This is a genomic window from Embleya sp. NPDC059237 (assembly GCF_042754105.1).
Classification (GTDB): domain Bacteria; phylum Actinomycetota; class Actinomycetes; order Streptomycetales; family Streptomycetaceae; genus Embleya.
The window spans coordinates 216,869-241,271 of sequence record NZ_JBHZAE010000012.1 but is presented as its reverse complement, the minus strand read 5'-3'; the positions used below and the strand labels follow the sequence as shown (position 1 = coordinate 241,271).

The 24,403-nt window shown below is 67.4% G+C and carries 37 protein-coding genes; 36 read left to right on the top strand and 1 reads right to left on the bottom strand.

The features are described 5' to 3' along the window. Positions 1 to 14 precede the first annotated feature (14 nt). From fusA to truA, 36 genes are all read left to right on the top strand, one after another. The gene (gene fusA, locus ACFXKZ_RS33305; protein ID WP_078975733.1) at positions 15 to 2,144 is read left to right on the top strand and encodes an elongation factor G; all 2,130 of its coding nucleotides are present in this window, start codon (positions 15 to 17) and stop codon (positions 2,142 to 2,144) included. Between the two features lie 132 nt (positions 2,145 to 2,276). Then, entirely contained in the window at positions 2,277 to 3,470 is a 1,194-nt protein-coding gene (tuf, locus tag ACFXKZ_RS33300; RefSeq protein WP_078975732.1) for an elongation factor Tu, read from the top strand. 524 nt (positions 3,471 to 3,994) lie between these two features. Then, the gene (rpsJ, locus tag ACFXKZ_RS33295; RefSeq protein WP_020549238.1) at positions 3,995 to 4,303 is read left to right on the top strand and encodes a 30S ribosomal protein S10; all 309 of its coding nucleotides are present in this window, start codon (positions 3,995 to 3,997) and stop codon (positions 4,301 to 4,303) included. Between the two features lie 13 nt (positions 4,304 to 4,316). Then, complete coding sequence (gene rplC, locus ACFXKZ_RS33290) at positions 4,317 to 4,961, top strand: 50S ribosomal protein L3 (protein ID WP_380005421.1); 645 nt, start codon at positions 4,317 to 4,319, stop codon at positions 4,959 to 4,961. A gap of 5 nt (positions 4,962 to 4,966) precedes the next feature. Continuing rightward, positions 4,967 to 5,644: a 50S ribosomal protein L4 gene (rplD, locus tag ACFXKZ_RS33285; RefSeq protein ID WP_078975730.1), complete on the top strand. Its 678-nt coding sequence runs from the start codon at positions 4,967 to 4,969 to the stop codon at positions 5,642 to 5,644. Then, the gene (rplW, locus tag ACFXKZ_RS33280) at positions 5,641 to 5,982 is read left to right on the top strand and encodes a 50S ribosomal protein L23 (RefSeq protein ID WP_020549235.1); all 342 of its coding nucleotides are present in this window, start codon (positions 5,641 to 5,643) and stop codon (positions 5,980 to 5,982) included. The genes rplD and rplW overlap by 4 nt, the downstream gene beginning before the upstream one ends. A gap of 34 nt (positions 5,983 to 6,016) precedes the next feature. Continuing rightward, positions 6,017 to 6,853, top strand: a complete 837-nt coding sequence (rplB, locus tag ACFXKZ_RS33275; RefSeq protein WP_020549234.1) for a 50S ribosomal protein L2 — start codon at positions 6,017 to 6,019, stop codon at positions 6,851 to 6,853. A gap of 11 nt (positions 6,854 to 6,864) precedes the next feature. After that, positions 6,865 to 7,146 carry a 30S ribosomal protein S19 gene (gene rpsS / locus ACFXKZ_RS33270; protein ID WP_020549233.1) on the top strand — a complete coding sequence of 94 codons (282 nt, stop codon included), beginning with the start codon at positions 6,865 to 6,867 and terminating at the stop codon, positions 7,144 to 7,146. Between the two features lie 43 nt (positions 7,147 to 7,189). Then, positions 7,190 to 7,534 (top strand): 50S ribosomal protein L22, encoded by a 345-nt coding sequence (gene rplV, locus ACFXKZ_RS33265; protein WP_078979279.1) that lies wholly within the window; start codon positions 7,190 to 7,192, stop codon positions 7,532 to 7,534. Further along, positions 7,534 to 8,406, top strand: coding sequence for a 30S ribosomal protein S3 (gene rpsC / locus ACFXKZ_RS33260; protein WP_078975729.1), 873 nt, complete (start codon positions 7,534 to 7,536; stop codon positions 8,404 to 8,406). Before rplV ends, rpsC begins: the two co-directional genes overlap by 1 nt. A gap of 5 nt (positions 8,407 to 8,411) precedes the next feature. After that, positions 8,412 to 8,831 carry a 50S ribosomal protein L16 gene (gene rplP / locus ACFXKZ_RS33255; RefSeq protein WP_020549230.1) on the top strand — a complete coding sequence of 140 codons (420 nt, stop codon included), beginning with the start codon at positions 8,412 to 8,414 and terminating at the stop codon, positions 8,829 to 8,831. After that, positions 8,831 to 9,064, top strand: a complete 234-nt coding sequence (gene rpmC, locus ACFXKZ_RS33250; protein ID WP_020549229.1) for a 50S ribosomal protein L29 — start codon at positions 8,831 to 8,833, stop codon at positions 9,062 to 9,064. Before rplP ends, rpmC begins: the two co-directional genes overlap by 1 nt. Continuing rightward, positions 9,061 to 9,342: a 30S ribosomal protein S17 gene (rpsQ, locus tag ACFXKZ_RS33245; protein ID WP_020549228.1), complete on the top strand. Its 282-nt coding sequence runs from the start codon at positions 9,061 to 9,063 to the stop codon at positions 9,340 to 9,342. Before rpmC ends, rpsQ begins: the two co-directional genes overlap by 4 nt. A gap of 62 nt (positions 9,343 to 9,404) precedes the next feature. Continuing rightward, positions 9,405 to 9,773 carry a 50S ribosomal protein L14 gene (gene rplN, locus ACFXKZ_RS33240; RefSeq protein WP_078975728.1) on the top strand — a complete coding sequence of 123 codons (369 nt, stop codon included), beginning with the start codon at positions 9,405 to 9,407 and terminating at the stop codon, positions 9,771 to 9,773. A gap of 15 nt (positions 9,774 to 9,788) precedes the next feature. Then, the gene (gene rplX, locus ACFXKZ_RS33235; protein WP_078979278.1) at positions 9,789 to 10,112 is read left to right on the top strand and encodes a 50S ribosomal protein L24; all 324 of its coding nucleotides are present in this window, start codon (positions 9,789 to 9,791) and stop codon (positions 10,110 to 10,112) included. Beyond that, on the top strand, positions 10,112 to 10,681 hold the full coding sequence (gene rplE, locus ACFXKZ_RS33230; protein ID WP_078975727.1) for a 50S ribosomal protein L5: 570 nt from the start codon (positions 10,112 to 10,114) through the stop codon (positions 10,679 to 10,681). The genes rplX and rplE overlap by 1 nt, the downstream gene beginning before the upstream one ends. 44 nt (positions 10,682 to 10,725) lie before the next feature. Then, complete coding sequence (locus tag ACFXKZ_RS33225) at positions 10,726 to 10,911, top strand: type Z 30S ribosomal protein S14 (RefSeq protein WP_020549224.1); 186 nt, start codon at positions 10,726 to 10,728, stop codon at positions 10,909 to 10,911. Positions 10,912 to 11,100: 189 nt separating this feature from the next. Then, positions 11,101 to 11,499: a 30S ribosomal protein S8 gene (gene rpsH, locus ACFXKZ_RS33220; protein WP_020549223.1), complete on the top strand. Its 399-nt coding sequence runs from the start codon at positions 11,101 to 11,103 to the stop codon at positions 11,497 to 11,499. An 18-nt stretch (positions 11,500 to 11,517) separates the two neighbouring features. After that, entirely contained in the window at positions 11,518 to 12,057 is a 540-nt protein-coding gene (rplF, locus tag ACFXKZ_RS33215) for a 50S ribosomal protein L6 (protein WP_078975726.1), read from the top strand. A 2-nt stretch (positions 12,058 to 12,059) separates the two neighbouring features. Then, complete coding sequence (gene rplR, locus ACFXKZ_RS33210) at positions 12,060 to 12,443, top strand: 50S ribosomal protein L18 (protein WP_380005417.1); 384 nt, start codon at positions 12,060 to 12,062, stop codon at positions 12,441 to 12,443. A gap of 46 nt (positions 12,444 to 12,489) precedes the next feature. Continuing rightward, the gene (rpsE, locus tag ACFXKZ_RS33205; protein WP_020549220.1) at positions 12,490 to 13,095 is read left to right on the top strand and encodes a 30S ribosomal protein S5; all 606 of its coding nucleotides are present in this window, start codon (positions 12,490 to 12,492) and stop codon (positions 13,093 to 13,095) included. Continuing rightward, positions 13,095 to 13,277 carry a 50S ribosomal protein L30 gene (gene rpmD, locus ACFXKZ_RS33200; RefSeq protein ID WP_020549219.1) on the top strand — a complete coding sequence of 61 codons (183 nt, stop codon included), beginning with the start codon at positions 13,095 to 13,097 and terminating at the stop codon, positions 13,275 to 13,277. The genes rpsE and rpmD overlap by 1 nt, the downstream gene beginning before the upstream one ends. 1 nt (position 13,278) lies before the next feature. Beyond that, positions 13,279 to 13,737, top strand: a complete 459-nt coding sequence (gene rplO, locus ACFXKZ_RS33195; RefSeq protein WP_380005415.1) for a 50S ribosomal protein L15 — start codon at positions 13,279 to 13,281, stop codon at positions 13,735 to 13,737. A 350-nt stretch (positions 13,738 to 14,087) separates the two neighbouring features. Next, positions 14,088 to 15,410, top strand: coding sequence for a preprotein translocase subunit SecY (secY, locus tag ACFXKZ_RS33190; RefSeq protein WP_078975723.1), 1,323 nt, complete (start codon positions 14,088 to 14,090; stop codon positions 15,408 to 15,410). Beyond that, the gene (locus tag ACFXKZ_RS33185; protein ID WP_380005413.1) at positions 15,411 to 16,064 is read left to right on the top strand and encodes an adenylate kinase; all 654 of its coding nucleotides are present in this window, start codon (positions 15,411 to 15,413) and stop codon (positions 16,062 to 16,064) included. A 94-nt stretch (positions 16,065 to 16,158) separates the two neighbouring features. Further along, on the top strand, positions 16,159 to 16,950 hold the full coding sequence (map, locus tag ACFXKZ_RS33180; RefSeq protein WP_380005411.1) for a type I methionyl aminopeptidase: 792 nt from the start codon (positions 16,159 to 16,161) through the stop codon (positions 16,948 to 16,950). Positions 16,951 to 17,020: 70 nt separating this feature from the next. Next, on the top strand, positions 17,021 to 17,620 hold the full coding sequence (locus ACFXKZ_RS33175) for a DUF1707 domain-containing protein (RefSeq protein WP_380005409.1): 600 nt from the start codon (positions 17,021 to 17,023) through the stop codon (positions 17,618 to 17,620). A gap of 39 nt (positions 17,621 to 17,659) precedes the next feature. After that, entirely contained in the window at positions 17,660 to 18,040 is a 381-nt protein-coding gene (locus ACFXKZ_RS33170; protein WP_380005407.1) for a DUF1707 domain-containing protein, read from the top strand. A gap of 237 nt (positions 18,041 to 18,277) precedes the next feature. Beyond that, the gene (infA, locus tag ACFXKZ_RS33165; RefSeq protein WP_018382544.1) at positions 18,278 to 18,499 is read left to right on the top strand and encodes a translation initiation factor IF-1; all 222 of its coding nucleotides are present in this window, start codon (positions 18,278 to 18,280) and stop codon (positions 18,497 to 18,499) included. A 116-nt stretch (positions 18,500 to 18,615) separates the two neighbouring features. Beyond that, complete coding sequence (gene rpmJ, locus ACFXKZ_RS33160; protein ID WP_009740505.1) at positions 18,616 to 18,729, top strand: 50S ribosomal protein L36; 114 nt, start codon at positions 18,616 to 18,618, stop codon at positions 18,727 to 18,729. Between the two features lie 187 nt (positions 18,730 to 18,916). Continuing rightward, positions 18,917 to 19,297, top strand: coding sequence for a 30S ribosomal protein S13 (gene rpsM / locus ACFXKZ_RS33155; protein WP_078975718.1), 381 nt, complete (start codon positions 18,917 to 18,919; stop codon positions 19,295 to 19,297). A 67-nt stretch (positions 19,298 to 19,364) separates the two neighbouring features. Then, positions 19,365 to 19,766 (top strand): 30S ribosomal protein S11, encoded by a 402-nt coding sequence (gene rpsK, locus ACFXKZ_RS33150; protein WP_020549211.1) that lies wholly within the window; start codon positions 19,365 to 19,367, stop codon positions 19,764 to 19,766. Between the two features lie 28 nt (positions 19,767 to 19,794). Then, a complete protein-coding gene (gene rpsD, locus ACFXKZ_RS33145; protein WP_020549210.1) occupies positions 19,795 to 20,421 on the top strand; it encodes a 30S ribosomal protein S4 in 627 nt (208 codons plus the stop codon). Positions 20,422 to 20,520: 99 nt separating this feature from the next. Next, positions 20,521 to 21,537, top strand: coding sequence for a DNA-directed RNA polymerase subunit alpha (locus tag ACFXKZ_RS33140; RefSeq protein WP_020549209.1), 1,017 nt, complete (start codon positions 20,521 to 20,523; stop codon positions 21,535 to 21,537). Positions 21,538 to 21,635: 98 nt separating this feature from the next. Continuing rightward, on the top strand, positions 21,636 to 22,157 hold the full coding sequence (gene rplQ / locus ACFXKZ_RS33135) for a 50S ribosomal protein L17 (RefSeq protein ID WP_380005404.1): 522 nt from the start codon (positions 21,636 to 21,638) through the stop codon (positions 22,155 to 22,157). Positions 22,158 to 22,256: 99 nt separating this feature from the next. Next, positions 22,257 to 23,099, top strand: coding sequence for a tRNA pseudouridine(38-40) synthase TruA (gene truA / locus ACFXKZ_RS33130; RefSeq protein WP_380005402.1), 843 nt, complete (start codon positions 22,257 to 22,259; stop codon positions 23,097 to 23,099). 35 nt (positions 23,100 to 23,134) lie between these two features. Here truA and ACFXKZ_RS33125 read toward each other — a convergent pair whose 3' ends face one another. After that, a complete protein-coding gene (locus ACFXKZ_RS33125) occupies positions 23,135 to 24,196 on the bottom strand; it encodes a hypothetical protein (protein WP_380005400.1) in 1,062 nt (353 codons plus the stop codon). Positions 24,197 to 24,403: the final 207 nt, after the last annotated feature.

Here is a 24,403-nt window from a genome sequence, read left to right as displayed (position 1 = left end):
GAAGACAAGCCACGATGGCTACCACTGCTCTTGATCTGGCCAAGGTCCGAAACATCGGCATCATGGCCCACATCGACGCGGGCAAGACCACCACCACCGAGCGGATCCTGTTCTACACCGGGGTCAACTACAAGATCGGTGAGGTTCATGAGGGCGCTGCCACCATGGACTGGATGGAACAGGAGCAGGAGCGCGGCATCACCATCACGTCTGCCGCGACGACCTGTCACTGGACGCTCGACGACGTCGATCACACGATCAACATCATCGACACCCCGGGCCACGTCGACTTCACCGTCGAGGTGGAGCGTTCGCTGCGCGTGCTCGACGGCGCCGTCACCGTCTTCGACGGTGTCGCCGGCGTGGAGCCGCAGTCCGAGACCGTTTGGCGTCAGGCCGACCGGTACGGCGTGCCGCGCATCTGCTTCGTGAACAAGCTCGACCGCACCGGCGCCGAGTTCCACCGCTGCGTCGACATGATCGACGCGCGCCTGGGCGCGGTTCCGCTGGTCATGCAGCTGCCGATCGGCACCGAGATGGACTTCCAGGGCGTTGTCGACCTGGTCGCCATGAAGGCGCTGGTCTGGTCCGCCGAGGCGGCCAAGGGCGAGATGTACGACGTCGTCGACATCCCGGCCACGCACGTCGAGGCGGCCGCCGAATACCGCGGCAAGCTGCTCGAGACGATCGCCGAATACGACGACCAGATGATGGAGCTGTACCTGGAGGGCCAGGAGCCCGACACGGAGCAGCTGATCGCCGCGATCCGTCGCGCGACCATCGCCTCGACCAAGGGTGAGAACAAGGGCAAGCCCACGTTCACCCCCGTGTTCTGCGGCACCGCGTTCAAGAACAAGGGTGTGCAGCCCCTGCTCGACGCGGTCGTGCGCTACCTGCCGTCGCCGCTCGACATCGAGGGCATCCAGGGTCACGCGGTCAACAACGAAGAGGAAGTCATCGTTCGCCAGCCGAGCGATGACGAGCCCTTCGCGGGCCTCGCGTTCAAGATCATGCGTGACCCGCACCTCGGCAAGCTCACCTTCGTCCGGGTCTACTCGGGTGTCCTGGAAGCCGGCAGCTCCGTGCTGAACTCGGTGAAGGGCAAGAAGGAGCGCATCGGCAAGATCTACCGGATGCACGCGAACAAGCGTGAGGAGATCCCGTCGGTCGGCGCGGGCGACATCATCGCGGTGATGGGTCTGAAGGACACCACCACCGGCGAGACGCTCTGCGACCCGTCCAACGCGGTGATCCTGGAGTCGATGACGTTCCCGGCCCCGGTCATCGAGGTCGCGATCGAGCCGAAGTCCAAGGGCGACCAAGAGAAGCTGGGTGTCGCCATCCAGTCCCTCGCCGCCGAGGACCCCTCCTTCCAGGTGCACACCGAGGAGGAGACCGGCCAGACCATCATCGGTGGCATGGGCGAGCTGCACCTCGAAGTGCTCGTCGACCGGATGAAGCGCGAGTTCCGCGTGGAGGCCAACGTCGGCAAGCCGCAGGTGGCCTACCGCGAGACGATCCGCAAGGTCGTCGAGCGCGTGGACTACACGCACAAGAAGCAGACCGGTGGTACCGGTCAGTTCGCCAAGGTGCAGATCGCGCTCGAGCCGCTCGAGGGCGACGCGTACGAGTTCGTCAACAAGGTCACCGGTGGCCGCATCCCGAGGGAGTACATCCCCTCGGTCGACGCGGGCGCGCAGGAGGCCATGCAGTACGGCGTACTCGCGGGCTACCCGATGGTCGGCGTGCGTCTGACGCTGATCGACGGTGGCTACCACGAGGTCGACTCGTCCGAACTCGCCTTCAAGATCGCCGGTTCGCAGGCGTTCAAGGAAGCGGCTCGGCAGGCGTCGCCGGCTCTTCTCGAGCCGATGATGGCCGTCGAGGTCACCACGCCCGAGGACTACATGGGCGATGTGATCGGCGACCTCAACTCGCGTCGCGGCCAGATCCAGGCCATGGACGAGCGCTTCGGTGCGCGTGTCGTCAAGGCTTTGGTCCCGCTGTCGGAGATGTTCGGCTATGTCGGCGACCTCCGCAGCAAGACCTCGGGTCGCGCGAGCTACTCCATGCAGTTCGACTCCTACGCCGAGGTTCCGAGGAACGTCGCCGAGGAGATCATCGCCAAGTCGCGCGGCGAGTAATCACCGCAGGCGCGGCACCAGCGATACCTGGGGGACCCGGGGTCCGAAACCGGACTCCGGGGCCTCCGCCCCGGCTCACCCCCGATACCCGACGTCGTACGGCGTAAAGAACCAGTCCACAGGAGGACCCCAGTGGCGAAGGCTAAGTTCGAGCGGACTAAGCCGCACGTCAACATCGGCACCATTGGTCACATCGACCACGGTAAGACGACGCTGACCGCGGCGATTACCAAGGTGCTGCACGACGCGTACCCGGACCTGAACCCCTTCACGCCGTTCGACCAGATCGACAAGGCGCCGGAGGAGCGGCAGCGCGGTATCACGATCTCGATCGCGCACGTCGAGTACCAGACGGAGAACCGTCACTACGCGCACGTCGACTGCCCCGGGCACGCCGACTACATCAAGAACATGATCACCGGTGCCGCGCAGATGGACGGCGCGATCCTCGTGGTCGCCGCCACCGACGGCCCGATGCCGCAGACCAAGGAGCACGTGCTCCTGGCCCGCCAGGTCGGCGTTCCGTACATCGTGGTCGCGCTGAACAAGGCCGACATGGTGGACGACGAGGAGATCCTGGAGCTCGTCGAGCTCGAGGTGCGCGAGCTCCTCTCCGAGTACGAGTTCCCGGGCGACGACCTTCCGGTCGTGCGGGTCTCGGCGCTCAAGGCGCTCGAGGGCGACAAGGAGTGGGGTGGCAAGCTCCTGGAGCTGATGGCCGCCGTCGACGAGGCGATCCCGACCCCGCCGCGTGACACCGACAAGCCGTTCCTCATGCCCGTCGAGGACGTCTTCACGATCACCGGTCGTGGCACCGTCGTCACCGGTCGCATCGAGCGTGGCATCGTCAAGGTCAACGAGACTGTCGACATCGTCGGCATCAAGGAGACCAAGACCACCACCACGGTCACCGGCATCGAGATGTTCCGCAAGCTGCTCGACGAGGGCCAGGCGGGCGAGAACGTCGGTCTGCTCCTCCGCGGCATCAAGCGCGAGGACGTCGAGCGCGGCCAGGTCATCATCAAGCCGGGTTCGGTCACGCCGCACACCGACTTCGAGGCCCAGGTCTACATCCTGTCGAAGGACGAGGGTGGCCGTCACACCCCCTTCTTCAACAACTACCGGCCGCAGTTCTACTTCCGTACGACGGACGTGACCGGCGTGGTGACCCTCCCCGAGGGCACCGAGATGGTCATGCCGGGTGACAACACCGGCATGGACGTCGCGCTGATCCAGCCGATCGCCATGGAAGAGGGCCTGCGTTTCGCCATCCGCGAGGGTGGTCGCACCGTGGGCGCCGGCCAGGTCGTCAAGATCAAGAAGTGATGAAATCCCGCCCGCCGGTCCACCTGGGTCGGCGGGCGGGGCTTTGTCCGGATCGATTCCACCCCCTAGGTGGGACCGGATATCCATTGCTCGGGGGCTCTCTCCAACCCGGGGGAGCCGCTCGATTGGCCAAGCCCGCCATCGGTGGGGCATACTAGCCAAGTTGCTCGGATGGACAACGGGCTGCGCCGTGCCTGTCGCGAAGACGGTACGTAGCGCGGCCCCCGTTGGCTCCGAACAATCGGTGGACTTCTGTCCTGCCACCCATGCAGCCGGCGTCGTCGCTTAGTGACCTCGTGCCGTCCTTTCGCTTGCCGCAGCGAAGGTGACGCCGAGCGTACGTTGCCCAGGCCCCCAGGCCGCCCGTAAGGGTTTCCAAGGGGCGCTTGTGAGCAACAAGGCGACACGCCCGACCGCGGGGGTCGGCGGGGAAGGGAAACCCCGAGGGGTTTTCAGCCCAAGTCTTCTCCCCGTGTCAGCGGGGGTGATCCGCAGCGGTACGAGAGAAGGAATTCGAAGCAGCCATGGCGGGACAGAAGATCCGCATCAGGCTCAAGGCCTACGACCACGAGGTCATCGACAGCTCGGCGAAGAAGATCGTCGAGACGGTGACGCGTACTGGTGCGCAGGTTGCGGGACCGGTGCCGCTGCCGACCGAGAAGAACGTGTACTGCGTCATCCGCTCGCCGCACAAGTACAAGGACTCGCGCGAGCACTTCGAGATGCGCACTCACAAGCGGCTCATCGACATCCTCGACCCCACGCCGAAGACGGTCGACTCGCTCATGCGTCTCGACCTGCCGGCCGGCGTCGACATCGAGATCAAGCTCTGAGGACGCACCGACGATGACGAAGCAGATGAAGGGCATCCTGGGCAAGAAGCTCGGCATGACCCAGGTCTGGGACGAGAACAACCGCGTCGTTCCAGTGACTGTGGTCGAGGCCGGGCCCTGCGTCGTGACCCAGGTCCGCACCGCCGAGGTCGACGGCTACTCCGCCGTCCAGATCGCGTTCGGCGCGATCGACCCGCGCAAGGTGAACAAGCCGCTCGCCGGCCACTTCGCCAAGGCCGGTGTGACCCCGCGTCGCCACCTGGTCGAGCTCCGGACCTCCGACGCCGGCGAGTACACGCCGGCCCAGGAGATCACCGCCGATGTGTTCGAGGCCGGCCAGAAGGTCGATGTCATGGGCACCTCGAAGGGCAAGGGCACGGCCGGTGTCATGAAGCGACACGGCTTCAAGGGTCTCGGCAGCTCGCACGGTACGCAGCGCAAGCACCGTTCGCCCGGCTCGATCGGTGGCTGCGCCACCCCGGGTCGTGTGTTCAAGGGTGTGCGCATGGCGGGCCGCATGGGCAACGAGCGCGTTTCCACCCAGAACCTGACCGTTCACGCCGTGGACGCGGAGAAGGGCCTGCTCCTGATCAAGGGTGCGGTCCCCGGTCCGAACGGCGGCCTGGTTCTGGTGCGCACTGCGGCGAAGGGTGTGTGAATCTCATGACCAGCATTGACGTTCTTTCGCCCGCCGGCGACAAGTCCGGGACGATCGAGCTCCCCGCGGGGATCTTCGACGTCCAGGTGAGCATCCCGACGATCCACCAGGTCGTCGTGGCGCAGCTCGCCGCCGCCCGTCAGGGCACGCACAAGACCAAGACTCGTGGCGAGGTCCGCGGCGGTGGGCGCAAGCCGTACCGCCAGAAGGGCACCGGTCGCGCCCGTCAGGGCTCGACCCGCGCGCCGCAGTTCGCCGGTGGTGGCGTCGTGCACGGTCCCGTGCCGCGCGACTACGAGCAGCGGACCCCGAAGAAGATGAAGGCGTCCGCCCTGCGCGGCGCTCTCTCGGACCGGGCTCGGCACGAGCGCATCCACTGCGTCTCCGCGCTGGTCGAGGGCGAGACGCCTTCGGTCAAGGCCGCGAAGACCCTCCTCGGCAAGATCAGCGAGCGCAAGAACCTGCTCCTGGTCGTCGAGAAGTCCGACACCGCCGCCTGGCTGAGCGCTCGCAACCTCCCGCAGGTGCACGTGCTCGAGGTCGGGCAGCTGAACACCTACGACGTGCTCGTCTCCGACGACGTGGTCTTCACGAAGGCCGCTCTGGAGCGCTTCATCGCCGGACCGGCGAAGGCCGCCTCGGCGGTCGCGGGCTCCGACGAGCTCGAAGGGAGCATCGCGTGAGCACCGACACCGTCGAGAGCACGACGAAGGTCACCAGCAAGACCTACACCGACCCGCGCGACGTGCTGCTGAAGCCGGTGATCTCGGAGAAGAGCTACGGGCTCATCGACGAGAACAAGTACACGTTCATCGTGCACCCCGACGCCAACAAGACCCAGATCAAGCAGGCCGTCATCGCGGTCTTCGGGGTCAAGGTCGAGAGCGTCAACACGATCAACCGCGTCGGTAAGCGCAAGCGCACCAAGACCGGTTTCGGCAAGCGCAAGGACACGAAGCGCGCGATCGTCACCCTTGCAGAGGGCGAGCGGATCGACATCTTCGGTGGACCCGTCGGCTGACGGCCGCTGATACGGACGAGGACTAAGAGAAGCCATGGGCATCCGCAAGTACAAGCCGACGACGCCGGGCCGTCGTGGCGCCAGCGTCGCCGACTTCGTCGAGATCACGCGGTCCGAGCCGGAGAAGTCGCTGGTCCGCCCTCTGCACAGCAAGGGTGGTCGTAACAACCACGGCCGCGTGACCGCTCGCCACCAGGGTGGCGGACACAAGCGCGCGTACCGACTGATCGACTTCCGGCGCAACGACAAGGACGGCGTTCCGGCCAAGGTCGCGCACATCGAGTACGACCCGAACCGCACCGCGCGCATCGCTCTGCTGCACTACGCGGACGGCGAGAAGCGCTACATCCTGTGCCCGAACAAGCTGAAGCAGGGCGACCGGATCGAGAACGGTCCGGGCGCCGACATCAAGCCGGGCAACAACATGCCGCTCCGGAACATCCCGGTCGGTACGGTCATCCACGCCATCGAGCTCCGGCCCGGTGGCGGCGCGAAGATCGCCCGTTCCGCGGGTGTCAGCGTGCAGCTGCTGGCGAAGGAGGGCGCCCACGCGACCCTCCGCATGCCCTCGGGCGAGATTCGCCTGGTGGACGTGCGCTGCAGGGCGACGGTCGGCGAGATCGGCAATGCCGAGCAGTCGAACATCAACTGGGGCAAGGCCGGTCGCATGCGCTGGAAGGGCAAGCGCCCGACCGTCCGCGGTGTGGCGATGAACCCCATCGACCACCCGCACGGTGGTGGTGAGGGCAAGACCTCCGGTGGTCGCCACCCGGTGAGCCCCTGGGGCAAGCCCGAGGGTCGTACTCGTCGGCCGAAGAAGGCCAGCGACAAGCTCATCATCCGCCGCCGCAAGACGAACAAGAAGCGCTAGGAGCAGTCTCGATGCCGCGCAGTCTGAAGAAGGGACCCTTCGTCGACGGCCACCTCATCAAGAAGGTGGACGTACAGAACGACAAGGGAACCAAGAACGTCATCAAGACCTGGTCCCGCCGCTCGATGATCGTCCCGGCGATGTTGGGCCACACGATCGCGGTGCACGACGGCCGCAAGCACGTCCCGGTGTTCGTGACCGAGTCGATGGTCGGCCACAAGCTCGGCGAGTTCGCGCCGACTCGGACCTTCCGCGGTCACGAGAAGGACGACCGGAAGTCGCGTCGTCGCTGACGCGGCGAATCGCATGGATATCGAGATGAGCAAGGGGACGTCGATGGAAGCCAGGGCTCAGGCGCGGTACATCCGCGTCACGCCCATGAAGGCCCGCCGTGTGGTGGACCTCATCCGTGGCATGAACGCCGCGGAGGCCCAGGCGGTCCTGCGATTCGCCCCGCAGGCCGCGAGTGAGCCGGTCGGCAAGGTGCTGGACAGCGCCATTGCCAACGCCGGTCACAACCACAACCTGGACACGAACAACCTGTACGTGTCCTCCGCCTACGTGGACGAGGGTCCGACCCTCAAGCGTTTCCGTCCGCGGGCACAGGGCCGGGCGTACCGCATCCGCAAGCGCACCAGCCACATCACCGTGGTTGTCGCCGAGAAGGAGAGGACCCGCTAGTGGGCCAGAAGGTTAACCCGCACGGGTTCCGTCTCGGCATCACCACGGACTTCAAGTCCCGGTGGTACGCCGACAAGCTGTACAAGGACTACGTCGGCGAGGACGTCAAGATTCGTCAGATGATGACGAAGGGCATGGAGCGCGCCGGGATCTCGAAGGTCGAGATCGAGCGCACCCGTGAGCGCGTCCGCGTCGACATCCACACCGCCCGGCCGGGCATCGTCATCGGCCGTCGTGGTGCGGAGGCCGACCGCATCCGCGGTGAGCTGGAGAAGCTCACCGGCAAGCAGGTCCAGCTGAACATCCTCGAGGTCAAGAACCCCGAGGTGGACGCCCAGCTGGTCGCGCAGGGTGTGGCCGAGCAGCTTTCGAGCCGCGTGTCCTTCCGCCGCGCGATGCGCAAGGCGATGCAGAGCTCCATGAAGGCCGGGGCCAAGGGCATCAAGATCCAGTGCGGTGGTCGCCTGGGTGGGGCAGAGATGTCCCGCTCGGAGTTCTACCGCGAGGGTCGTGTGCCGCTGCACACGCTGCGCGCCAACGTCGACTACGGCTTCTTCGAGGCCCGTACGACGTTCGGTCGCATCGGTGTGAAGGTGTGGATCTACAAGGGCGACGTGAAGAACATCGCCGAGGTCCGTGCCGAGAACGCCGCGGCGCGTGCCAGCAACCGTCCCGCCCGTGGTGGCGCTCCCGAGCGTCCCCGCCGCGGCGAGGGTGGCGGCGGCGGTCGTGGTGGCGAGCGCGGTGGCCGTGGTGGCCGCGGCGGACGTCCGCAGCAGAACGACGCGCAGGCCACCGGTTCCTCGGACACCGGTTCCGCGCCGGCGGCCGAGGCTGTGAACTCGGCGCCCGAATCCGGATCGGAGGCCTGACCCCGATGCTGATCCCCCGCAGGGTCAAGCACCGCAAGCAGCACCACCCCAAGCGTGGTGGCCGCGCCAAGGGCGGTACGGAACTGGCGTTCGGCGAGTACGGCATCCAGGCCCTCGGCCAGGCGTACGTCACCAACCGTCAGATCGAGTCCGCTCGTATCGCCATCACCCGGCACATCCGCCGTGGTGGCAAGGTGTGGATCAACATCTACCCCGACCGTCCGCTGACCAAGAAGCCTGCCGAGACCCGCATGGGTTCCGGTAAGGGCTCGCCCGAGTGGTGGGTCGCGAACGTCAAGCCCGGTCGGGTGATGTTCGAACTGTCGTACCCGAACGAGAAGGTGGCTCGTGAGGCGCTCACCCGCGCCGTGCACAAGCTGCCGATGAAGTGCCGGATCGTCCGGCGCGAGGCTGGTGAGGCGTGATGGCGGCCGTTACCAAGGCGTCCGAGCTCCGCGAACTCGGTGACGAGGAGATCGTCGCCAAGCTCCGCGAAGCCAAGGAGGAGCTGTTCAACCTCCGTTTCCAGGCGGCGACCGGGCAGCTCGAAAACCACGGGCGGCTCAAGGCTGTCCGTAAGGACATCGCCCGGATCTACACGCTGATGCGCGAGCGCGAGCTGGGCATCGACGTGCAGGAGACCGGAGGCGCGGCGTGAGCGAGAAGACTGAGATGACTGAAGCAGCCCGGGGATTCCGCAAGACCCGTGAGGGCCTCGTCGTCAGCGACAAGATGGACAAGACCGTCGTCGTCGCCGTCGAGGACCGCGTGAAGCACCCGATGTACGGCAAGGTCATCCGCCGCACGAACAAGCTGAAGGCTCACGACGAGCAGAACGCCTGTGGCGTCGGTGACCGTGTCGTCCTCATGGAGACTCGGCCGCTGTCCGCCAGCAAGCGCTGGCGCATCGTCGAGATCCTCGAAAAGGCCAAGTAGCGAGCGCCGGTCGCCCCACCATCCGTGGGTCGTGACCGCGACGTGACGATCAGGAGTTAGACGTGATCCAGCAGGAGTCGCGACTGCGAGTCGCCGACAACACGGGTGCGAAGGAGATTCTCTGCATCCGTGTGCTCGGTGGCTCCGGCCGGCGCTACGCGGGCATCGGGGACGTCATCGTTGCCACCGTCAAGGACGCGATCCCCGGTGGCAACGTGAAGAAGGGCGACGTCATCAAGGCGGTCGTCGTGCGGACGGTCAAGGAGCGCCGGCGTGTCGACGGCTCCTACATCCGCTTCGACGAGAACGCCGCCGTCGTCCTGAAGAACGATGGCGAACCCCGTGGCACCCGTATTTTCGGCCCGGTCGGCCGTGAGCTTCGCGAGAAGAAGTTCATGAAGATCATCTCGCTCGCGCCGGAGGTGCTCTAACCAATGGCGAAGGCGATGAAGATCAAGAAGGGTGACCTGGTACAGGTCATCACCGGCAAGGACAAGGGCAAGCAGGGCAAGGTCATCGCGGCCTACCCGACGCAGGAGCGCGTCCTGGTCGAGGGTGTCAACCGGATCAAGAAGCACACCAAGGTGGGTCAGTCCGCCAAGGGTGCCAAGACCGGCGGCATCATCACCCAGGAAGCGTCCGTCCACATCAGCAACGTGATGCTGGTCGTGGAGAAGGACGGTAAGAAGGTCCCGACCCGGACCGGCTTCCGGTTCGACGACGAGGGCAACAAGATCCGGTACGCCAAGCGGACCGGTGAGGACATCTGATGACGGTCACCACCGAGGCGCGTGAACTGCCGCGTCTGAAGCAGCGTTACCGCGAGGAGATCCTGGGCAAGCTGCGTGAGGAGTTCTCGTTCGAGAACATCATGCAGGTTCCCGGTGTCACCAAGATCGTGGTCAACATGGGTGTGGGCGACGCCGCCCGCGACTCCAAGCTGATCGACGGCGCGATCAAGGACCTGATGGCCATCACCGGCCAGAAGCCCCAGGTCACCAAGGCCCGCAAGTCCATCGCGCAGTTCAAGCTGCGCGAGGGTCAGCCGATCGGCGCGCACGTTACACTGCGCGGCGACCGCATGTGGGAGTTCCTGGACCGTCTGCTGTCGATCGCCCTGCCGCGTATCCGCGACTTCCGCGGGCTTTCGCCCAAGCAGTTCGACGGGCGCGGCAACTACACCTTCGGTCTCACGGAGCAGTCGATGTTCCACGAGATCGACCAGGACAAGATCGACCGCGTTCGTGGCATGGACATCACTGTGGTGACCACCGCCAAGAACGACGACGAGGGCCGCGCTCTGCTGCGTCTCCTCGGCTTCCCGTTCAAGGAAGCGTGAGCAGTCGCCTCGGCGGCTGAGGAACGCAACAAGGAGACTGAGACGTGGCGAAGAAGGCCCTGATCGCAAAGGCCGCCCGCAAGCCGAAGTTCGAGGTTCGCGGCTACACGCGCTGCCAGCGCTGTGGCCGTCCTCATTCGGTGTACCGCAAGTTCGGTCTGTGCCGTGTGTGCCTGCGCACCATGGCGCACGCCGGCGAGCTGCCGGGCGTCACCAAGAGCAGCTGGTAGTCCGCGGCCGCCCCGGCGGCCGAGAGCTACCGCTACCGCAACAAATCGTTCGCCCGCTGGGCCGAGCGAGAACAGTAACGACGTCGTAGGTCCCGCACCGCAGTCGCCGTCCGCCGCCGTCCTTCGGGTCGGCGGCGGACGAGGGATCGCACGCCGGGAAACCACGGCGAGAAAGGCCTTGAGGCCGTCATGACCATGACCGACCCCATCGCAGACATGCTGACCCGTCTGCGGAACGCCAACTCGGCATACCACGACGATGTCGTGATGCCGTTCAGCAAGATCAAGTCGCACATCGCGGAGATCCTCCAGCAGGAGGGTTACATCCAGGGCTGGCGCGTCGAGGACGCGGAGGTGGGCAAGAAGCTCACCGTCGTCCTCAAGTACGGCCCGAACCGCGAGCGCTCGATCGCCGGCGTCCGCCGCGTGTCGAAGCCCGGTCTGCGGGTGTACGCAAAGTCCACGAACCTGCCGAAGGTACTCGGTGGCCTCGGCGTCGCGATCATCTCGACGTCGACCGGTCTCCTCACCGACAAGCAGGCGGCCAAGAAGGGCGTGGGCGGGGAAGTCCTCGCCTTCGTCTGGTAAGGGAAGGGAAGGAGAGCAATGTCGCGCATCGGACGTCTCCCCATCCCGGTTCCCACCGGTGTGGACGTCACCATCAATGGCCGCGAGGTTGTCGTGAAGGGCCCCAAGGGTTCCCTGTCGCACACCATCGCCGCCCCGATCGAGATCGCCAAGTCGGACGACGGCACCCTCGCGGTGACCCGCCCCGACGACGAGCGTCGCTCGAAGGCCCTGCACGGGCTGTCCCGGACGCTGGTGGCGAACATGATCACTGGTGTGACCCAGGGATACATCAAGAAGCTCGAGATCAGCGGTGTCGGCTACCGTGTCCAGCAGAAGGGCTCCTCGCTGGAGTTCGCGCTCGGATTCAGCCACCCCGTGGTCGTCGAGGCCCCGGAAGGCATCACCTTCGCGGTCGAGGCCCCCACCCGTTTTTCGGTCGAGGGCATCGACAAGCAGAAGGTCGGTGAAATCGCCGCGAACATCCGCAAGCTGCGGAAGCCCGACCCGTACAAGGCCAAGGGCGTCAAGTACGCGGGCGAGGTCATCCGCCGCAAGGTCGGAAAGGCTGGTAAGTAGGCATGGCTGTCGGCGTGAAGACCGGCAAGGGCGTTGCGAAGAAGTCTGTCGCACGCAAGCGCCGGCACATCCGGGTGCGGAAGAAGGTTTCCGGCACCCCGCTGCGGCCCCGTCTCGTCGTGAGCCGCTCCACTCGTCACATGGTGGCGCAGGTTATCGACGACATCGCCGGCCACACTCTCGCGTCCGCCTCCACGATGGACCCGTCCATCCGTGGTGGTGAGGGCGACAAGACCGCCCAGGCTCGCAAGGTCGGCGAATTGGTCGCCGAGCGCGCGAAGGCCGCTGGTGTCGAGGCCGTCGTGTTCGACCGCGGTGGCAACAGGTACCACGGTCGCATCGCCGCTCTCGCGGATGCCGCACGCGGAAACGGGCTCACCTTCTGAGCCCGCTGCTCCGGACAAGCTTCGAACGACAGATGAGGACATTCTGATGGCTGGACCCCAGCGCCGCGGTGGCGGCGCCGGCGGCGGCGAGCGGCGGGACCGGCGGGATCGACGTGATGGTGGCGCAGCCGCCGAGAAGACCGCTTACGTCGAGCGCGTCGTCGCGATCAATCGCGTCGCCAAGGTCGTGAAGGGTGGACGTCGCTTCAGCTTCACCGCGCTGGTCGTGGTGGGCGATGGCGACGGCACCGTAGGTGTCGGTTACGGCAAGGCCAAGGAGGTGCCGGCCGCGATCGCCAAGGGTGTTGAAGAGGCCAAGAAGCACTTCTTCAAGGTCCCCCGTATCCAGGGCACCATTCCGCACCCGATCCAGGGTGAGAAGGCTGCCGGCGTCGTGCTCCTGAAGCCGGCCTCGCCGGGTACCGGTGTCATCGCCGGTGGCCCCGTGCGCGCCGTGCTCGAGTGCGCCGGCATCCACGACGTGCTGAGCAAGTCGCTCGGTTCGTCGAACCCGATCAACATCGTGCACGCGACCGTCGCGGCGCTCCAGGGGCTCGTTCGCCCCGAGGAGATCGCGGCTCGTCGTGGCCTGCCCCTGGAGGACGTGGCCCCGGCCGCGCTCCTGCGGGCCCGCGCGGGGGTTGGTGCGTAATGGCACGTCTCAAGGTCACGCAGACCCGATCCAAGATCGGTGGCAGGCAGAACCAGCGGGACACTCTCCGTTCGCTCGGTCTCAAGCGCGTCCACGACGTGGTCGTCAAGGAAGACCGCCCGGAGATCCGCGGCATGATCGCGACGGTGTCGCACCTCGTCACCGTCGAGGAGGTCGACTGACATGGGTGCTGACAACCCGCTGAAGGTGCACCACCTGCGGCCCGCCCCGGGCGCCAAGACCGCCAAGACCCGCGTGGGTCGTGGTGAGGGCTCCAAGGGCAAGACCGCCGGTCGTGGTACCAAGGGCACCAAGGCTCGTTACCAGGTGCCGGCCCGCTTCGAGGGTGGGCAGATGCCGCTGCACATGCGGCTGCCCAAGCTCAAGGGCTTCAAGAACCCGTTCCGGGTCGAGTTCCAGGTCGTGAACCTGGACAGGATCGAGTCCCTGTACCCCAACGGTGGCGAGGTCACCGTCGAGGGTCTGATCGAGAAGGGCGCGGTTCGCAAGAACCTGCCCGTCAAGGTCCTGGGCACCGGCGAGATCTCGGTGGCTGTTCAGGTGAAGGCGCACGCCTTCTCCGGCTCCGCCAAGACCAAGATCGCCGCCGCGGGTGGTTCGGCCGACGAACTGTCGGTCTGACCCCTCGCGGACAAGGAATGACCGTCATGGCCCGTTCGGATCGGTACCGAACGGGCCTTGACGTCGTTGGAGGCTATAGCTCAGGGGCGTCACGCCGGTAAGGTGGTGGCGCCCCTGTGGTTTGCTGTGCCGTGGGGGTGGGTTCATTGCGCCACCCCCTCACATGACTTGCTCCGTATTTCACTTGTGTTGTGTCATGACGCAGGAACGTCGGCCCCGGGCGATACTTCCGGGCCGTCGGCGCTGTTATTGTCCGTGAGGTTCCTGTGAGGGACCTGACCAGTGGTCCTCTTCCCGGACCGACGACTCGATCGACTCGCCCCTGAGACGGGCGGGGCGCAGGAGGCAGTGTGCTCACCGCGTTCGCCAGGGCGTTCCGCACGCCCGACCTGCGCAAGAAGCTGCTGTTCACGTTGGCGATCATCGTCCTTTTCCGGATCGGGTCGCACATCCCGGTTCCCGGCGTCTCGTTCGAGATGGTGCGCTCTTGCGTAGAGGACTCCAACAAGAACAGCCTGTTCGGGCTCGTGAACATGTTCAGCGGTGGTGCGCTGCTGCAACTCACGATCTTCGCGCTGGGGATCATGCCGTACATCACGGCGAGCATCATCCTCCAGCTGCTCACCGTCGTGATCCCGCGACTGGAGGCCCTCAAGAAGGAGGGCCAGGCCGGTACCGCGAAGATCACGCAGTACACCCGCTACCTCACCATTGCGCTGTCCGTGCTCCAGGCGACCGCGCTGATCGCCACCGCCCGCAGCGGCGCGCTGTTCTCCAGCGCCCGCAGTGCCACCTGCGACCCGCAGGGCATCGTTCCGGACGACTCGCTCTTCCGGGTGATCGTGATGGTCGTCGTGATGACGGCCGGCACCTCGACGATCATGTGGCTCGGTGAGCTGATCACCGACCGCGGCATCGGCAACGGCATGTCGATCCTGATGTTCGTCTCGGTCGCCGCCGGCTTCCCGGCCGCGCTGTGGACGATCAAGGAGCAGGGCACCATCGGCGACGGTTGGATCCCGTTCTTCACCGTGATCGCCATCGGCCTCGTGATGGTCGGCCTGGTGGTCTTCGTGGAACAGGCGCAGCGCCGGATCCCGGTGCAGTACGCCAAGCGCATGATCGGGCGTCGCGCCTACGGCGGGACCTCGACCTACATCCCGCTCAAGGTGAACCAGGCGGGCATCATCCCCGTCATCTTCGCCTCGTCGCTGCTCTACATTCCGGCTCTGATCGCGCAGTTCAGCGGTGGCAAGTCGGACTGGGCGGTGTGGATCGAACGACACTTCGTCAAGGGCGACCACCCGCTGTACATGATCACGTACTTCCTGCTGATCGTCTTCTTCGCGTTCTTCTACGTGGCCATCACGTTCAACCCCGAAGAAGTAGCCGACAACATGAAGAAGTATGGTGGCTTCATTCCGGGGATCCGCGCCGGCAGACCGACCGCGGAATACCTGAACTACATCCTCACCAGGATCACGTGGCCCGGATCGTTGTACCTGGGCATGATCGCGCTGGTACCCAGCATCGCGCTCGTGCTCTTCAACGCCAACCAGAACTTCCCGTTCGGCGGCACGAGCATCCTGATCATCGTGGGAGTGGGTCTGGAAACCGTGAAGCAGATCGAGAGTCAGCTCCAGCAGCGCAACTACGAAGGCTTCCTCCGCTAAATGCGTATCGTTCTCGTGGGGCCTCCCGGCGCGGGTAAGGGAACCCAGGCCCAGTACATCGCCGCCAACCTGTCGATTCCCGCCGTCTCGACAGGTGACATCTTCCGCGCCAACGTGAGCCAGGGCACTCCGCTCGGCCGCGAGGCGAAGACCTACATGGACGCGGGCAACCTCGTACCCGATGAGGTGACCATAGGCATGGTCCGGGAGCGCCTGGCGCAGCCGGACGTCGCCGGAGGTTTCCTCCTGGACGGGTTCCCGCGCAACACGGCGCAGGCCAAGGTGCTCGACGAGATCCTGGCCGAGAACGACACCGAGCTGGACGTGGTGCTCGAACTCAAGGTCGACGACTCGGAGATCATTCAGCGGATCTCGGGCCGTCGGCAGTGCCGGGCCAACGGACACGTCTGTCACATCCTGACCGACCCGCCGAAGGTCGCCGATATCTGCGACGAGTGCGGCAGTGAGCTGTACCAGCGCGACGACGACCGTGAGGAGACCGTCCGGCACCGTCTGGACGTCTACAAGGAGCAGACCGAACCCCTGGTCGGCTACTACTCGGAGCGCAACCTCCTGCTGCCGATCCAGGCGACCGGTCCGGTCAAGGAGGTCACCGAGCGCGCGATGACCGCGCTTCGGGAGTTCGGCGCCTGATCGGCGTCGGCCGCGACAGACATCACACATGGGCGATCCGGGGAAACCCCGGATCGCCCATCGTGCTTTCAGTGGATGACAGGTGAGGACGGCCATGCCGGTGTTCAGGAAGCGGCACATGCGGATCGAACGCAAGACGCCCGAGCAGATCGAGAAGATGCGTCGTGCCGGCGCGGTGGTGGCGAACACGCTGGCCCTGCTGCGCGAGGCGGCGGTGCCCGGGGTGACCACCGCCGATCTGGACACGCTCGCCGAGCGCTCGATCCGCGGCGCCGGGGCGATCCCCTCGTTCAAGGGCTACCACGGCTTCCCGGCGTCGATCTGCGCGTCGGTCAACGACGTGGTGGTGCACGGGATCCCGGACGAGACGCCGCTGCGGGACGGGGACATCGTCTCGATCGACTGCGGCGCGATCCTGGACGGCTGGCACGGCGACTCGGCGATCACGGTGCCGATCGGCACGGTGGTGCCCGAGGTGCTGGAACTGAGCCGGGTGTGCGAGCAGTCGATGTGGGCGGGCATCGAGGCGGCGGTGGCGGGCGGTCGGCTGACCGACATCAGCCACGCGGTGGAGAAGTCCATCCGGTCGCACCGGCTGCCGGGCGGCGCGAAGTACGGGATCGTCGAGGACTACGGCGGCCACGGCATCGGCACCGAGATGCACCAGGACCCGCACGTGCTCAACTACGGCCCGGGCGGCCGGGGTCCGCGCCTGGAGGTCGGGGTGTGCCTGGCGATCGAGCCGATGGTCACCCTCGGCAAGCCGGACACGTACACGCTGCCCGACGAGTGGACGGTCAAGACCACCGCCGGCGGCCACGCGGCGCACTGGGAGCACTCGATCGCGATCACCGCGGACGGGCCCGTGGTGCTCACCGCACCCTGAGGACAGACCCCCGCCGATGGTGGGGCTGGCCCCATGTACGAGACCGCGGTGCCTGCCTAGTGTCGAAGGCATGGTGAGGCATCCGACGATGCGGGCATCCGACGTGGACCGCGAGGCGGCGGTGACGCTCCTGCGCGAGCACCATCTGGTCGGACGGCTGACGCTGGCAGAGTTCAACGAGCGTATGGGCGCCGCCTTCGCGGCGGTCACCCTGGGGGACCTGGCCCGGTTGATCGCCGATCTGCCGCCCCCGGAGCATCTGGAGGCCGACGTCGAGGTGATCCGCGCGCGGATGGCCTACGAGGAGGCGCGTACCCGGGCGGCGCTCGCCCGGCCGGCGGTGTCGGGTGCGGAGCCGGCGACGTCGGTGCTGCCCGCGATGCCGCTCACGCCGCCGCGGCCGCTGCCGCCGGTGCCGGCCGAGGTGCGGTGGTCGGCCGCCCCGGCGCGGCGCCCGGGCGACGGGTGGGCCACCGCGGCGCGGGGCCTGCGCGCGGCCTGGACGGTGTTGAACGCGGTCACCGCCCTGAACGTGGTGATCTGGCTGCTGGTCGCGGTCGCGGGCACGGGCGTCGTGTACTTCTGGCCGGTGTGGGTCTACGGGCCGGCGGCCGCGGTGCTGGGCTCGATCCAGATGATCGTGTGGCGACACGGCCGCGCCGCGCCGTGACCCGGGCGCCGGTGGGCCGACCGGGACTACGCTCGGAGCATGGACCGTGATCCGAACGCCCCCGCGACGCCGGCGGACCGCGAACGTGTGACCGCCGAGCTGCGCGAGCACTTGGCGTCGGGTCGCCTGGCACTGTCCGACTACCGGGCCGGCCTGGACGGGGTGCGCCGGGCGGTCACGGTGGGGGAGCTGGACGCGCTCGCGGCGAACCTGCCGGGTCGCGAGGATCGGGCCGAGACGGCGGGCACGACGCCGCCGCCGGGATACGACCGCCCCGTCGAGGCGCCGTTTCGCGCGGGTGCCTACGGTCCGGCCGAGGAGCGTCGGTCGCGGGTGTCCAACGCGACGTTGAACAAGGTGTGGTTGGTCGTGATGACCCTCGGCGTGCTGGTGTGGGCGCTGATCTACTTCGTGCGCTGATCCACGCGCCGGCTCGTGCGCGGGCGGTGCGCCGGTGCGGGTGTCCGTAGGGGCGCCGGGCCCGGAATCCGCGGTTCCGGGGCCGGTTTCGCTTTCACCCGTCCAGTGGCTTAGACTGACTCGTCGGCTCACATGTAGCCAGGTTTGGCGCGCCCGTCATACGGGCGCCAAAAATTTGAGCTTCGTCATGTGCGCCGGGTAACGGTAGTTGATCCCGAGACACGAAGCGCGGAGGACATGCCCAAGAAGCAAGGGGCCATCGAAATCGAGGGCACCGTCATCGAGTCGCTCCCGAACGCCATGTTTCGCGTCGAGCTTCAGAACGGGCACAAGGTCCTCGCGCACATCAGTGGGAAGATGCGGATGCACTACATCCGGATTCTTCCGGACGACCGGGTCGTCGTGGAGCTGAGCCCTTACGACCTGACCCGCGGCCGGATCGTCTACCGCTACAAGTAGGCGAGCCCCGGTCCCGCCCACGCCACGCGTGGTGTGTGGGGCCCGGCAGCAAACCGACAACCGACTCGGCGACGGCGGCGTGCCCGCACGCCTTCGTCACACGTACCGGAGAAATCATGAAGGTCAAGCCGAGCGTCAAGAAGATCTGCGACAAGTGCAAGGTGATCCGCCGTCACGGCCGGGTCATGGTGATCTGCGAGAACCTGCGCCACAAGCAGCGCCAGGGCTGAGCGGCACCACCCCCCTTCGCACAACGAGCGATCGACGCGCGACGCACCCCGTAAGAGCCGCAGCACCCGACCCCCGCCCCGTGCGGGACGCCACCCTCGGCCGGAGGCCGAGGACCGAGCACATCCCCCGTGGATCTGCCGGACCGGTGCTGGGCCAGACCTCCGACTGAAACCAGGAGCCACACATATGGCACGCCTCGTCGGCGTCGACCTCCCCCGTGACAAGCGGGTCGAGGTCGCTCTGACCTACATCTTCGGCGTCGGGCGCACTCGTGCGCTGGACACGCTGAAGAACACCGGTGTCAACCCCGACACCCGCGTCCGCGATCTCGCCGAGGACGACCTGATCAAGCTTCGCGACTGGATCGAGGGCAACTACCGCGTCGAGGGTGACCTCCGCCGCGAAGTTGCCGCCGACATCCGCCGCAAGGTCGAGATCGGTTGCTACGAAGGTCTGCGTCACCGTCGCGGTCTTCCCGTCCGCGGTCAGCGCACCCACACCAACGCGCGTACCCGCAAGGGCCCGCGCCGCGCGATCGCCGGCAAGAAGAAGCCGGGCAAGAAGTAGTCCGCGTACGACGGATCACGCGGTCCTCAATTCGTAGCGGACCGACGACCTCAGGAGTTTTCAGCAGATGCCTCCCAAGAGCCGCGCGGGCGCCAAGAAGGTGCGCCGCAAGGAAAAGAAGAACGTCGCTCACGGGCACGCCCACATCAAGAGCACGTTCAACAACACCATCGTTTCGATCACGGACCCCAGCGGCAACGTGATCTCGTGGGCCTCCGCGGGCCACGTCGGCTTCAAGGGCTCGCGCAAGTCGACCCCCTTCGCCGCGCAGATGGCCGCCGAGTCCGCCGCGCGTCGTGCGCAGGAGCACGGCATGCGCAAGGTCGACGTTTTCGTCAAGGGCCCGGGCTCCGGTCGGGAGACCGCCATTCGTTCGCTGCAGGCCACCGGCCTGGAGGTGGGCTCCATTCAGGACGTCACCCCCGTGCCGCACAACGGCTGCCGCCCCCCCAAGCGCCGCCGCGTCTGACCAGCAGCTGACTAGGAGTTAAAGAACAATGGCGCGTTACACCGGCGCGGACTGCAAGCGCTGCCGTCGCGAGAAGATGAAGCTGTTCCTCAAGGGCAGCAAGTGCGAGGGCCCGAAGTGCCCGATCGAGATCCGCCCCTACCCGCCGGGCGAGCACGGTCGTGGCCGTACCAAGGACAGCGAGTACCTGCTGCAGATGCGCGAGAAGCAGAAGTGCGCGCGCATCTACGGCGTTCTCGAGAAGCAGTTCAAGGGCTACTACGAGGAAGCGAACCGTCGCCAGGGCAAGACCGGCGAGAACCTGCTTCGCATCCTCGAGTCGCGCCTGGACAACGTGGTCTACCGCGCGGGCTTCGCCAAGTCGCGTGACCACGCCCGTCAGCTCGTGCGCCACGGCCACATCGTGGTCAACGGCGTCAAGACGGACATCCCGTCGTTCCGGGTCTCCGACAACGACATCATCGAGGTCCGCAAGGACTCGGTCGAGCTGACCCCGTTCGTGGTCGCCCGTGCCGAGGCCGGCGAGCGCACCGTCCCGGCCTGGCTCGAGGTCATCCCGGGCAAGATGCGCATCCTCGTGCACTCCCTCCCGGCGCGTCAGGTCATCGACACGCAGGTGCAGGAGCAGTTGATCGTCGAGCTCTACTCCAAGTAGCGGCTCTTCGGAACGGGCGGACCGGGCACACGCCGGTCCGCCCGTATCCTTGTTCTCACTGGCGTCATATAGCGGACGCCAATGACATGGAGGCACCCCATGCTTATCGCCCAGCGGCCGACCCTCACCGAGGACGTCGTCGACGAATACCGCTCGCGGTTCGTCATCGAGCCCCTCGAGCCCGGCTTCGGCTACACGCTCGGCAACTCGCTCCGTCGTACCCTCCTCTCCTCGATCCCGGGCGCTGCGGTCACCAGCATCCGGATCGACGGTGTCCTGCACGAGTTCACCACCGTGCCGGGCGTCAAGGAGGACGTCACCGACCTCATCCTGAACATCAAGCAGCTGGTCGTCTCCTCGGAGCACGACGAGCCGGTCGTGATGTACCTGCGCAAGCAGGGCCCGGGTGTGGTCACCGCCGGCGACATCGCGCCGCCGGCCGGTGTCGAGGTGCACAACCCCGACCTGGTCCTGGCCACGCTGAACGCCAAGGGCAAGCTGGAGATGGAGCTGACCGTCGAGCGCGGTCGCGGCTACGTCTCCGCGGTGCAGAACAAGCAGGCGGGCCAGGAGATCGGCCGCGTGCCGGTCGACTCGATCTACTCGCCGGTGCTCAAGGTCACCTACAAGGTCGAGGCGACCCGTGTCGAGCAGCGCACCGACTTCGACAAGCTGATCGTCGACGTCGAGACCAAGCAGTCCATGCGTCCGCGTGACGCGATGGCCTCCGCGGGCAAGACCCTGGTCGAGCTGTTCGGTCTCGCGCGCGAGCTGAACATCGACGCCGAGGGCATCGACATGGGCCCGTCGCCGACCGACGCCGCGCTCGCGGCCGACCTGGCGCTGCCGATCGAGGAGCTCGAGCTCACGGTCCGCTCCTACAACTGCCTCAAGCGCGAGGGCATCCACACCGTGGGTGAACTGGTCGCGCGCAGCGAGGCCGACCTGCTGGACATCCGCAACTTCGGTGCGAAGTCCATCGACGAGGTCAAGGCGAAGCTCAACGGGATGGGTCTGGCCCTCAAGGACAGCCCGCCCGGGTTCGACCCGACCGCCGCCGCGGACAGCTTCGGCGACGAGGACGACCACGGCTTCGCGGAGACCGAGCAGTACTGAGCAGCCCCTTCGGGAGCTGCCGCCACCCGGGCCGACCGGTCCGGGTGGACTGACGCCGGTACCTGATACGGCCGGCGCAGGAATATCAAGGAGAGAACATGCCCAGGCCCACCAAGGGTCCGCGCCTCGGCGGCGGCCCGTCCCACGAGCGGCTGATCCTGGCCGGTCTCGCGACGGCGCTGTTCGAGCACGGTCGCATCACCACGACCGAGGCCAAGGCGCGCCGGCTGCGTCCCGTCGCCGAGCGACTGATCACCAAGGCGAAGAAGGGCGACCTGCACAACCGTCGCCAGGTGCTCACCGTCGTTCGTGACAAGGGCGTCGTGCACACGCTGTTCGAGGAGATCGGTCCGCGCTACGCGAACCGTCCCGGCGGCTACACCCGCATCACCAAGATCGGCACCCGCAAGGGCGACAACGCGCCCATGGCGGTCATCGAGCTGGTCGAGGCGCTGACCGTGGCGCAGACCGCGGTCGGCGAGGCCGAGGCCGCCACCAAGCGCTCGGTCAAGGAGCAGGAGACCGCCAAGGTCGAGACGGCGAAGGCCGCCCCGACCGAGGAGGCGCCCGCCGCCGAGGCCGCCGAGGCCGAGGAGAGCAAGGACGCCGACAAGGCCTGAGGCCGGGTCGGACGCTCCAGGCGTTCCGAATCACCGTGCGAGCCCGTTCTCCGTATCCGTACGGAGGGCGGGCTCGCGCCATGTCCGGAGGTGGATGACGTGGTGCGCTTGCGCATCGATCTGTCGTACGACGGCACCGAGTTCGCCGGGTGGGCCCGTCAGCGCGAACTGCGCACCGTGCAGGGGACGTTGGAGAGCGCGCTGACCACGGTGCTGCGGCTGGCGGAGCCCGCGCAGCTGACCGTGGCCGGGCGGACCGACGCGGGGGTGCACGCGCGGGGCCAGGTGGCGCACCTGGACGTGCCCGACGAGGTGTGGGCCGATCTGGGCGAGGTGGCGCTGCGTCGGGTCACGGGGCGGCTGCCGCGGGATCTGCGGGTGCGCGACATCACCGTGGCGCCGGCCGGGTTCGACGCGCGGTTCGGCGCGATCTGGCGGCGCTACGCGTACCGGGTGTGCGACGCGCCGGGCGGGGTGGACCCGCTGCGCCGGGGCGACGTGGTGTGGCACGACCGGCCGCTGGACGAGGACCGGATGAACGAGGCGGCCGGGCGGCTGATCGGCGAGCACGACTTCGCGTCGTTCTGCCGCCGGCGCGAGGGGGCCACGACGGTGCGCTGCCTCCAGGACTTCTCCTGGGCCCGCGAGACGCCGACCGGTGCGGACGTGGGTCCGGCGTACCGCCCGGTGATCGTGGCGACCGTGCGGGCCGACGCGTTCTGCCACAACATGGTGCGCTCGCTGGTCGGCGCGATGTTCGCGGTGGGCACCGGGCGCAAGCCGCCGACCTGGCCGCTGGAGGTCCTGGGGCGCGCGGTGCGCGATTCGGGCGTGCACGTCGCGCCCGCGCACGGGCTCACCCTGGAGGAGGTGGCGTATCCGGCCGACGCACTGCTCGCGGACCGGGTGAACGCCACCCGGCGGCGCCGCGACGGCAGCTGAGCGCGGGGGCGGCCCGGCGCCGCCCCCGAGGTCGCTCAGCCCTGGATCTGCTCCAGCGCCTTGCGCCGGTTCTCGTCGTCGATCTGCTTGGAGATCGCCTCGCCGCGCGCGGTCAACGAGTTCCACAGGAACTTGTCCACGTCGTCCTGGGCCTGTGCCATGGTCTTGTCGTCGCCGACCGGGTCCTTGCCGTCGGCGTACCAGTCGAGGGTGAACAGGCCGTAGCGGCCCACCGAGTTGCGCAGCTTGCCGTGCTTTTGCTTCTTGGCGTCCAACACCTTGACCCCGGGACCGGCCAGCGGCAGCAGTTCGCCGCCGTCCTTGCCGTTCTTGACCGCGTTCGCCTTGTCCTCGGACGGGAACGAGGCGACCGCCGCGGTGGAGAGCACCCCGTTCGGGCCGATCACGGCGAGTCGGATCAGCTGCGTGCACTGCTGGTCGCGGGCCGCCGCGCCGAGCTTGGCGTCGGTGCCGTCGGAGCACGTGTTGTCCAGCTTGCCCGCGGCCACCGAGTACTGCCGTCCGTTGACGGTGAACTTCTGGTTGGGGAACAACGATTCGACGGTGAAGGGCGCGGTGTCCAGGGTGGGGTCGGCGAGCACCGCGCGGGCGGCCGGCGGCGCGGGTACGGTCGGCGCCGGGCGAAACGTCGGCTTCTCCGGGGCGAACGTCGCGGCGGACGGGCCGCCGGAGGCGCCGGGGCCGGCCTTCTTGTCGTCGTCACCGCCGGAAAGCGTCATCGCGGCGGCGACCACACCGCCGACCAGGGCAAGTCCGAGCACGGTGCCGCCCACGGCGAACAGCAGCCTGCGGCGCCGGGCGGCCGAGTCTCGTTCCTCCGCCAACCGGCTCCAGTCCGGGCCGCTCGACCCGCCCGCGCCGCCGAACTGCTGTTGTCCCGCGGGCTGTTGGGCCTGCGACGGGGGTTGCGCGAAGGGCTGCTGGGGCTGCTGTTGCGGGGGTTGCCCCTGGGATCCGTGCGCGTGCGAGGGAAACGGGTCCCACGCGTGTTGCGGCTGCCCCGGCGTACCGGGCCCGCCCGGGCGTACGCTCCATGGGCGTTGCCCGTCGTCCCCGGGTGTTCCGACCCCCGACACATCCGCCCCCTGCAAGGAAATGACCCGCCCCGGCTCCCCATGTGCCGACGCCCCGGCCGTTCGGCGCATCGTACCCACCCATCGATGTGATGAGCGTCGGCGTGGCACGGTCGGAGCACCCCCGGCGATGGCTTACGCTGGAGAGGGGCATGAGCAAATCATCGCCCCATTGCTCGTTTTGACCGGCACCCCCTTGACCCGGTATTG

Excerpts from the sequence above, each read along its gene's own strand:
- infA (WP_018382544.1), top strand. The coding sequence starts at position 18,278 with ATGCCCAAGAAGCAAGGGGCCATCGAAATCGAGGGCACCGTCATCGAG.
- ACFXKZ_RS33185 (WP_380005413.1), top strand. The coding sequence starts at position 15,411 with ATGCGTATCGTTCTCGTGGGGCCTCCCGGCGCGGGTAAGGGAACCCAG.
- ACFXKZ_RS33140 (WP_020549209.1), top strand. The coding sequence starts at position 20,521 with ATGCTTATCGCCCAGCGGCCGACCCTCACCGAGGACGTCGTCGACGAA.
- rplC (WP_380005421.1), top strand. The coding sequence starts at position 4,317 with ATGACGAAGCAGATGAAGGGCATCCTGGGCAAGAAGCTCGGCATGACC.
- rplR (WP_380005417.1), top strand. The coding sequence starts at position 12,060 with ATGGCTGTCGGCGTGAAGACCGGCAAGGGCGTTGCGAAGAAGTCTGTC.
- rpmC (WP_020549229.1), top strand. The coding sequence starts at position 8,831 with ATGGCGGCCGTTACCAAGGCGTCCGAGCTCCGCGAACTCGGTGACGAG.
- rpsS (WP_020549233.1), top strand. The coding sequence starts at position 6,865 with ATGCCGCGCAGTCTGAAGAAGGGACCCTTCGTCGACGGCCACCTCATC.
- rpsE (WP_020549220.1), top strand. The coding sequence starts at position 12,490 with ATGGCTGGACCCCAGCGCCGCGGTGGCGGCGCCGGCGGCGGCGAGCGG.
- rplF (WP_078975726.1), top strand. The coding sequence starts at position 11,518 with ATGTCGCGCATCGGACGTCTCCCCATCCCGGTTCCCACCGGTGTGGAC.
- ACFXKZ_RS33175 (WP_380005409.1), top strand. The coding sequence starts at position 17,021 with ATGGTGAGGCATCCGACGATGCGGGCATCCGACGTGGACCGCGAGGCG.
- rplO (WP_380005415.1), top strand. The coding sequence starts at position 13,279 with ATGGGTGCTGACAACCCGCTGAAGGTGCACCACCTGCGGCCCGCCCCG.
- fusA (WP_078975733.1), top strand. The coding sequence starts at position 15 with ATGGCTACCACTGCTCTTGATCTGGCCAAGGTCCGAAACATCGGCATC.
- map (WP_380005411.1), top strand. The coding sequence starts at position 16,159 with ATGCCGGTGTTCAGGAAGCGGCACATGCGGATCGAACGCAAGACGCCC.
- rplV (WP_078979279.1), top strand. The coding sequence starts at position 7,190 with ATGGAAGCCAGGGCTCAGGCGCGGTACATCCGCGTCACGCCCATGAAG.
- rplP (WP_020549230.1), top strand. The coding sequence starts at position 8,412 with ATGCTGATCCCCCGCAGGGTCAAGCACCGCAAGCAGCACCACCCCAAG.
- rpsM (WP_078975718.1), top strand. The coding sequence starts at position 18,917 with ATGGCACGCCTCGTCGGCGTCGACCTCCCCCGTGACAAGCGGGTCGAG.
- rplB (WP_020549234.1), top strand. The coding sequence starts at position 6,017 with ATGGGCATCCGCAAGTACAAGCCGACGACGCCGGGCCGTCGTGGCGCC.
- rplE (WP_078975727.1), top strand. The coding sequence starts at position 10,112 with ATGACGGTCACCACCGAGGCGCGTGAACTGCCGCGTCTGAAGCAGCGT.
- rpmD (WP_020549219.1), top strand. The coding sequence starts at position 13,095 with ATGGCACGTCTCAAGGTCACGCAGACCCGATCCAAGATCGGTGGCAGG.
- rpsD (WP_020549210.1), top strand. The coding sequence starts at position 19,795 with ATGGCGCGTTACACCGGCGCGGACTGCAAGCGCTGCCGTCGCGAGAAG.
- rpsK (WP_020549211.1), top strand. The coding sequence starts at position 19,365 with ATGCCTCCCAAGAGCCGCGCGGGCGCCAAGAAGGTGCGCCGCAAGGAA.
- rplD (WP_078975730.1), top strand. The coding sequence starts at position 4,967 with ATGACCAGCATTGACGTTCTTTCGCCCGCCGGCGACAAGTCCGGGACG.
- ACFXKZ_RS33170 (WP_380005407.1), top strand. The coding sequence starts at position 17,660 with ATGGACCGTGATCCGAACGCCCCCGCGACGCCGGCGGACCGCGAACGT.
- rplQ (WP_380005404.1), top strand. The coding sequence starts at position 21,636 with ATGCCCAGGCCCACCAAGGGTCCGCGCCTCGGCGGCGGCCCGTCCCAC.
- rplX (WP_078979278.1), top strand. The coding sequence starts at position 9,789 with ATGAAGATCAAGAAGGGTGACCTGGTACAGGTCATCACCGGCAAGGAC.
- rpsJ (WP_020549238.1), top strand. The coding sequence starts at position 3,995 with ATGGCGGGACAGAAGATCCGCATCAGGCTCAAGGCCTACGACCACGAG.
- rpsH (WP_020549223.1), top strand. The coding sequence starts at position 11,101 with ATGACCATGACCGACCCCATCGCAGACATGCTGACCCGTCTGCGGAAC.
- rpmJ (WP_009740505.1), top strand. The coding sequence starts at position 18,616 with ATGAAGGTCAAGCCGAGCGTCAAGAAGATCTGCGACAAGTGCAAGGTG.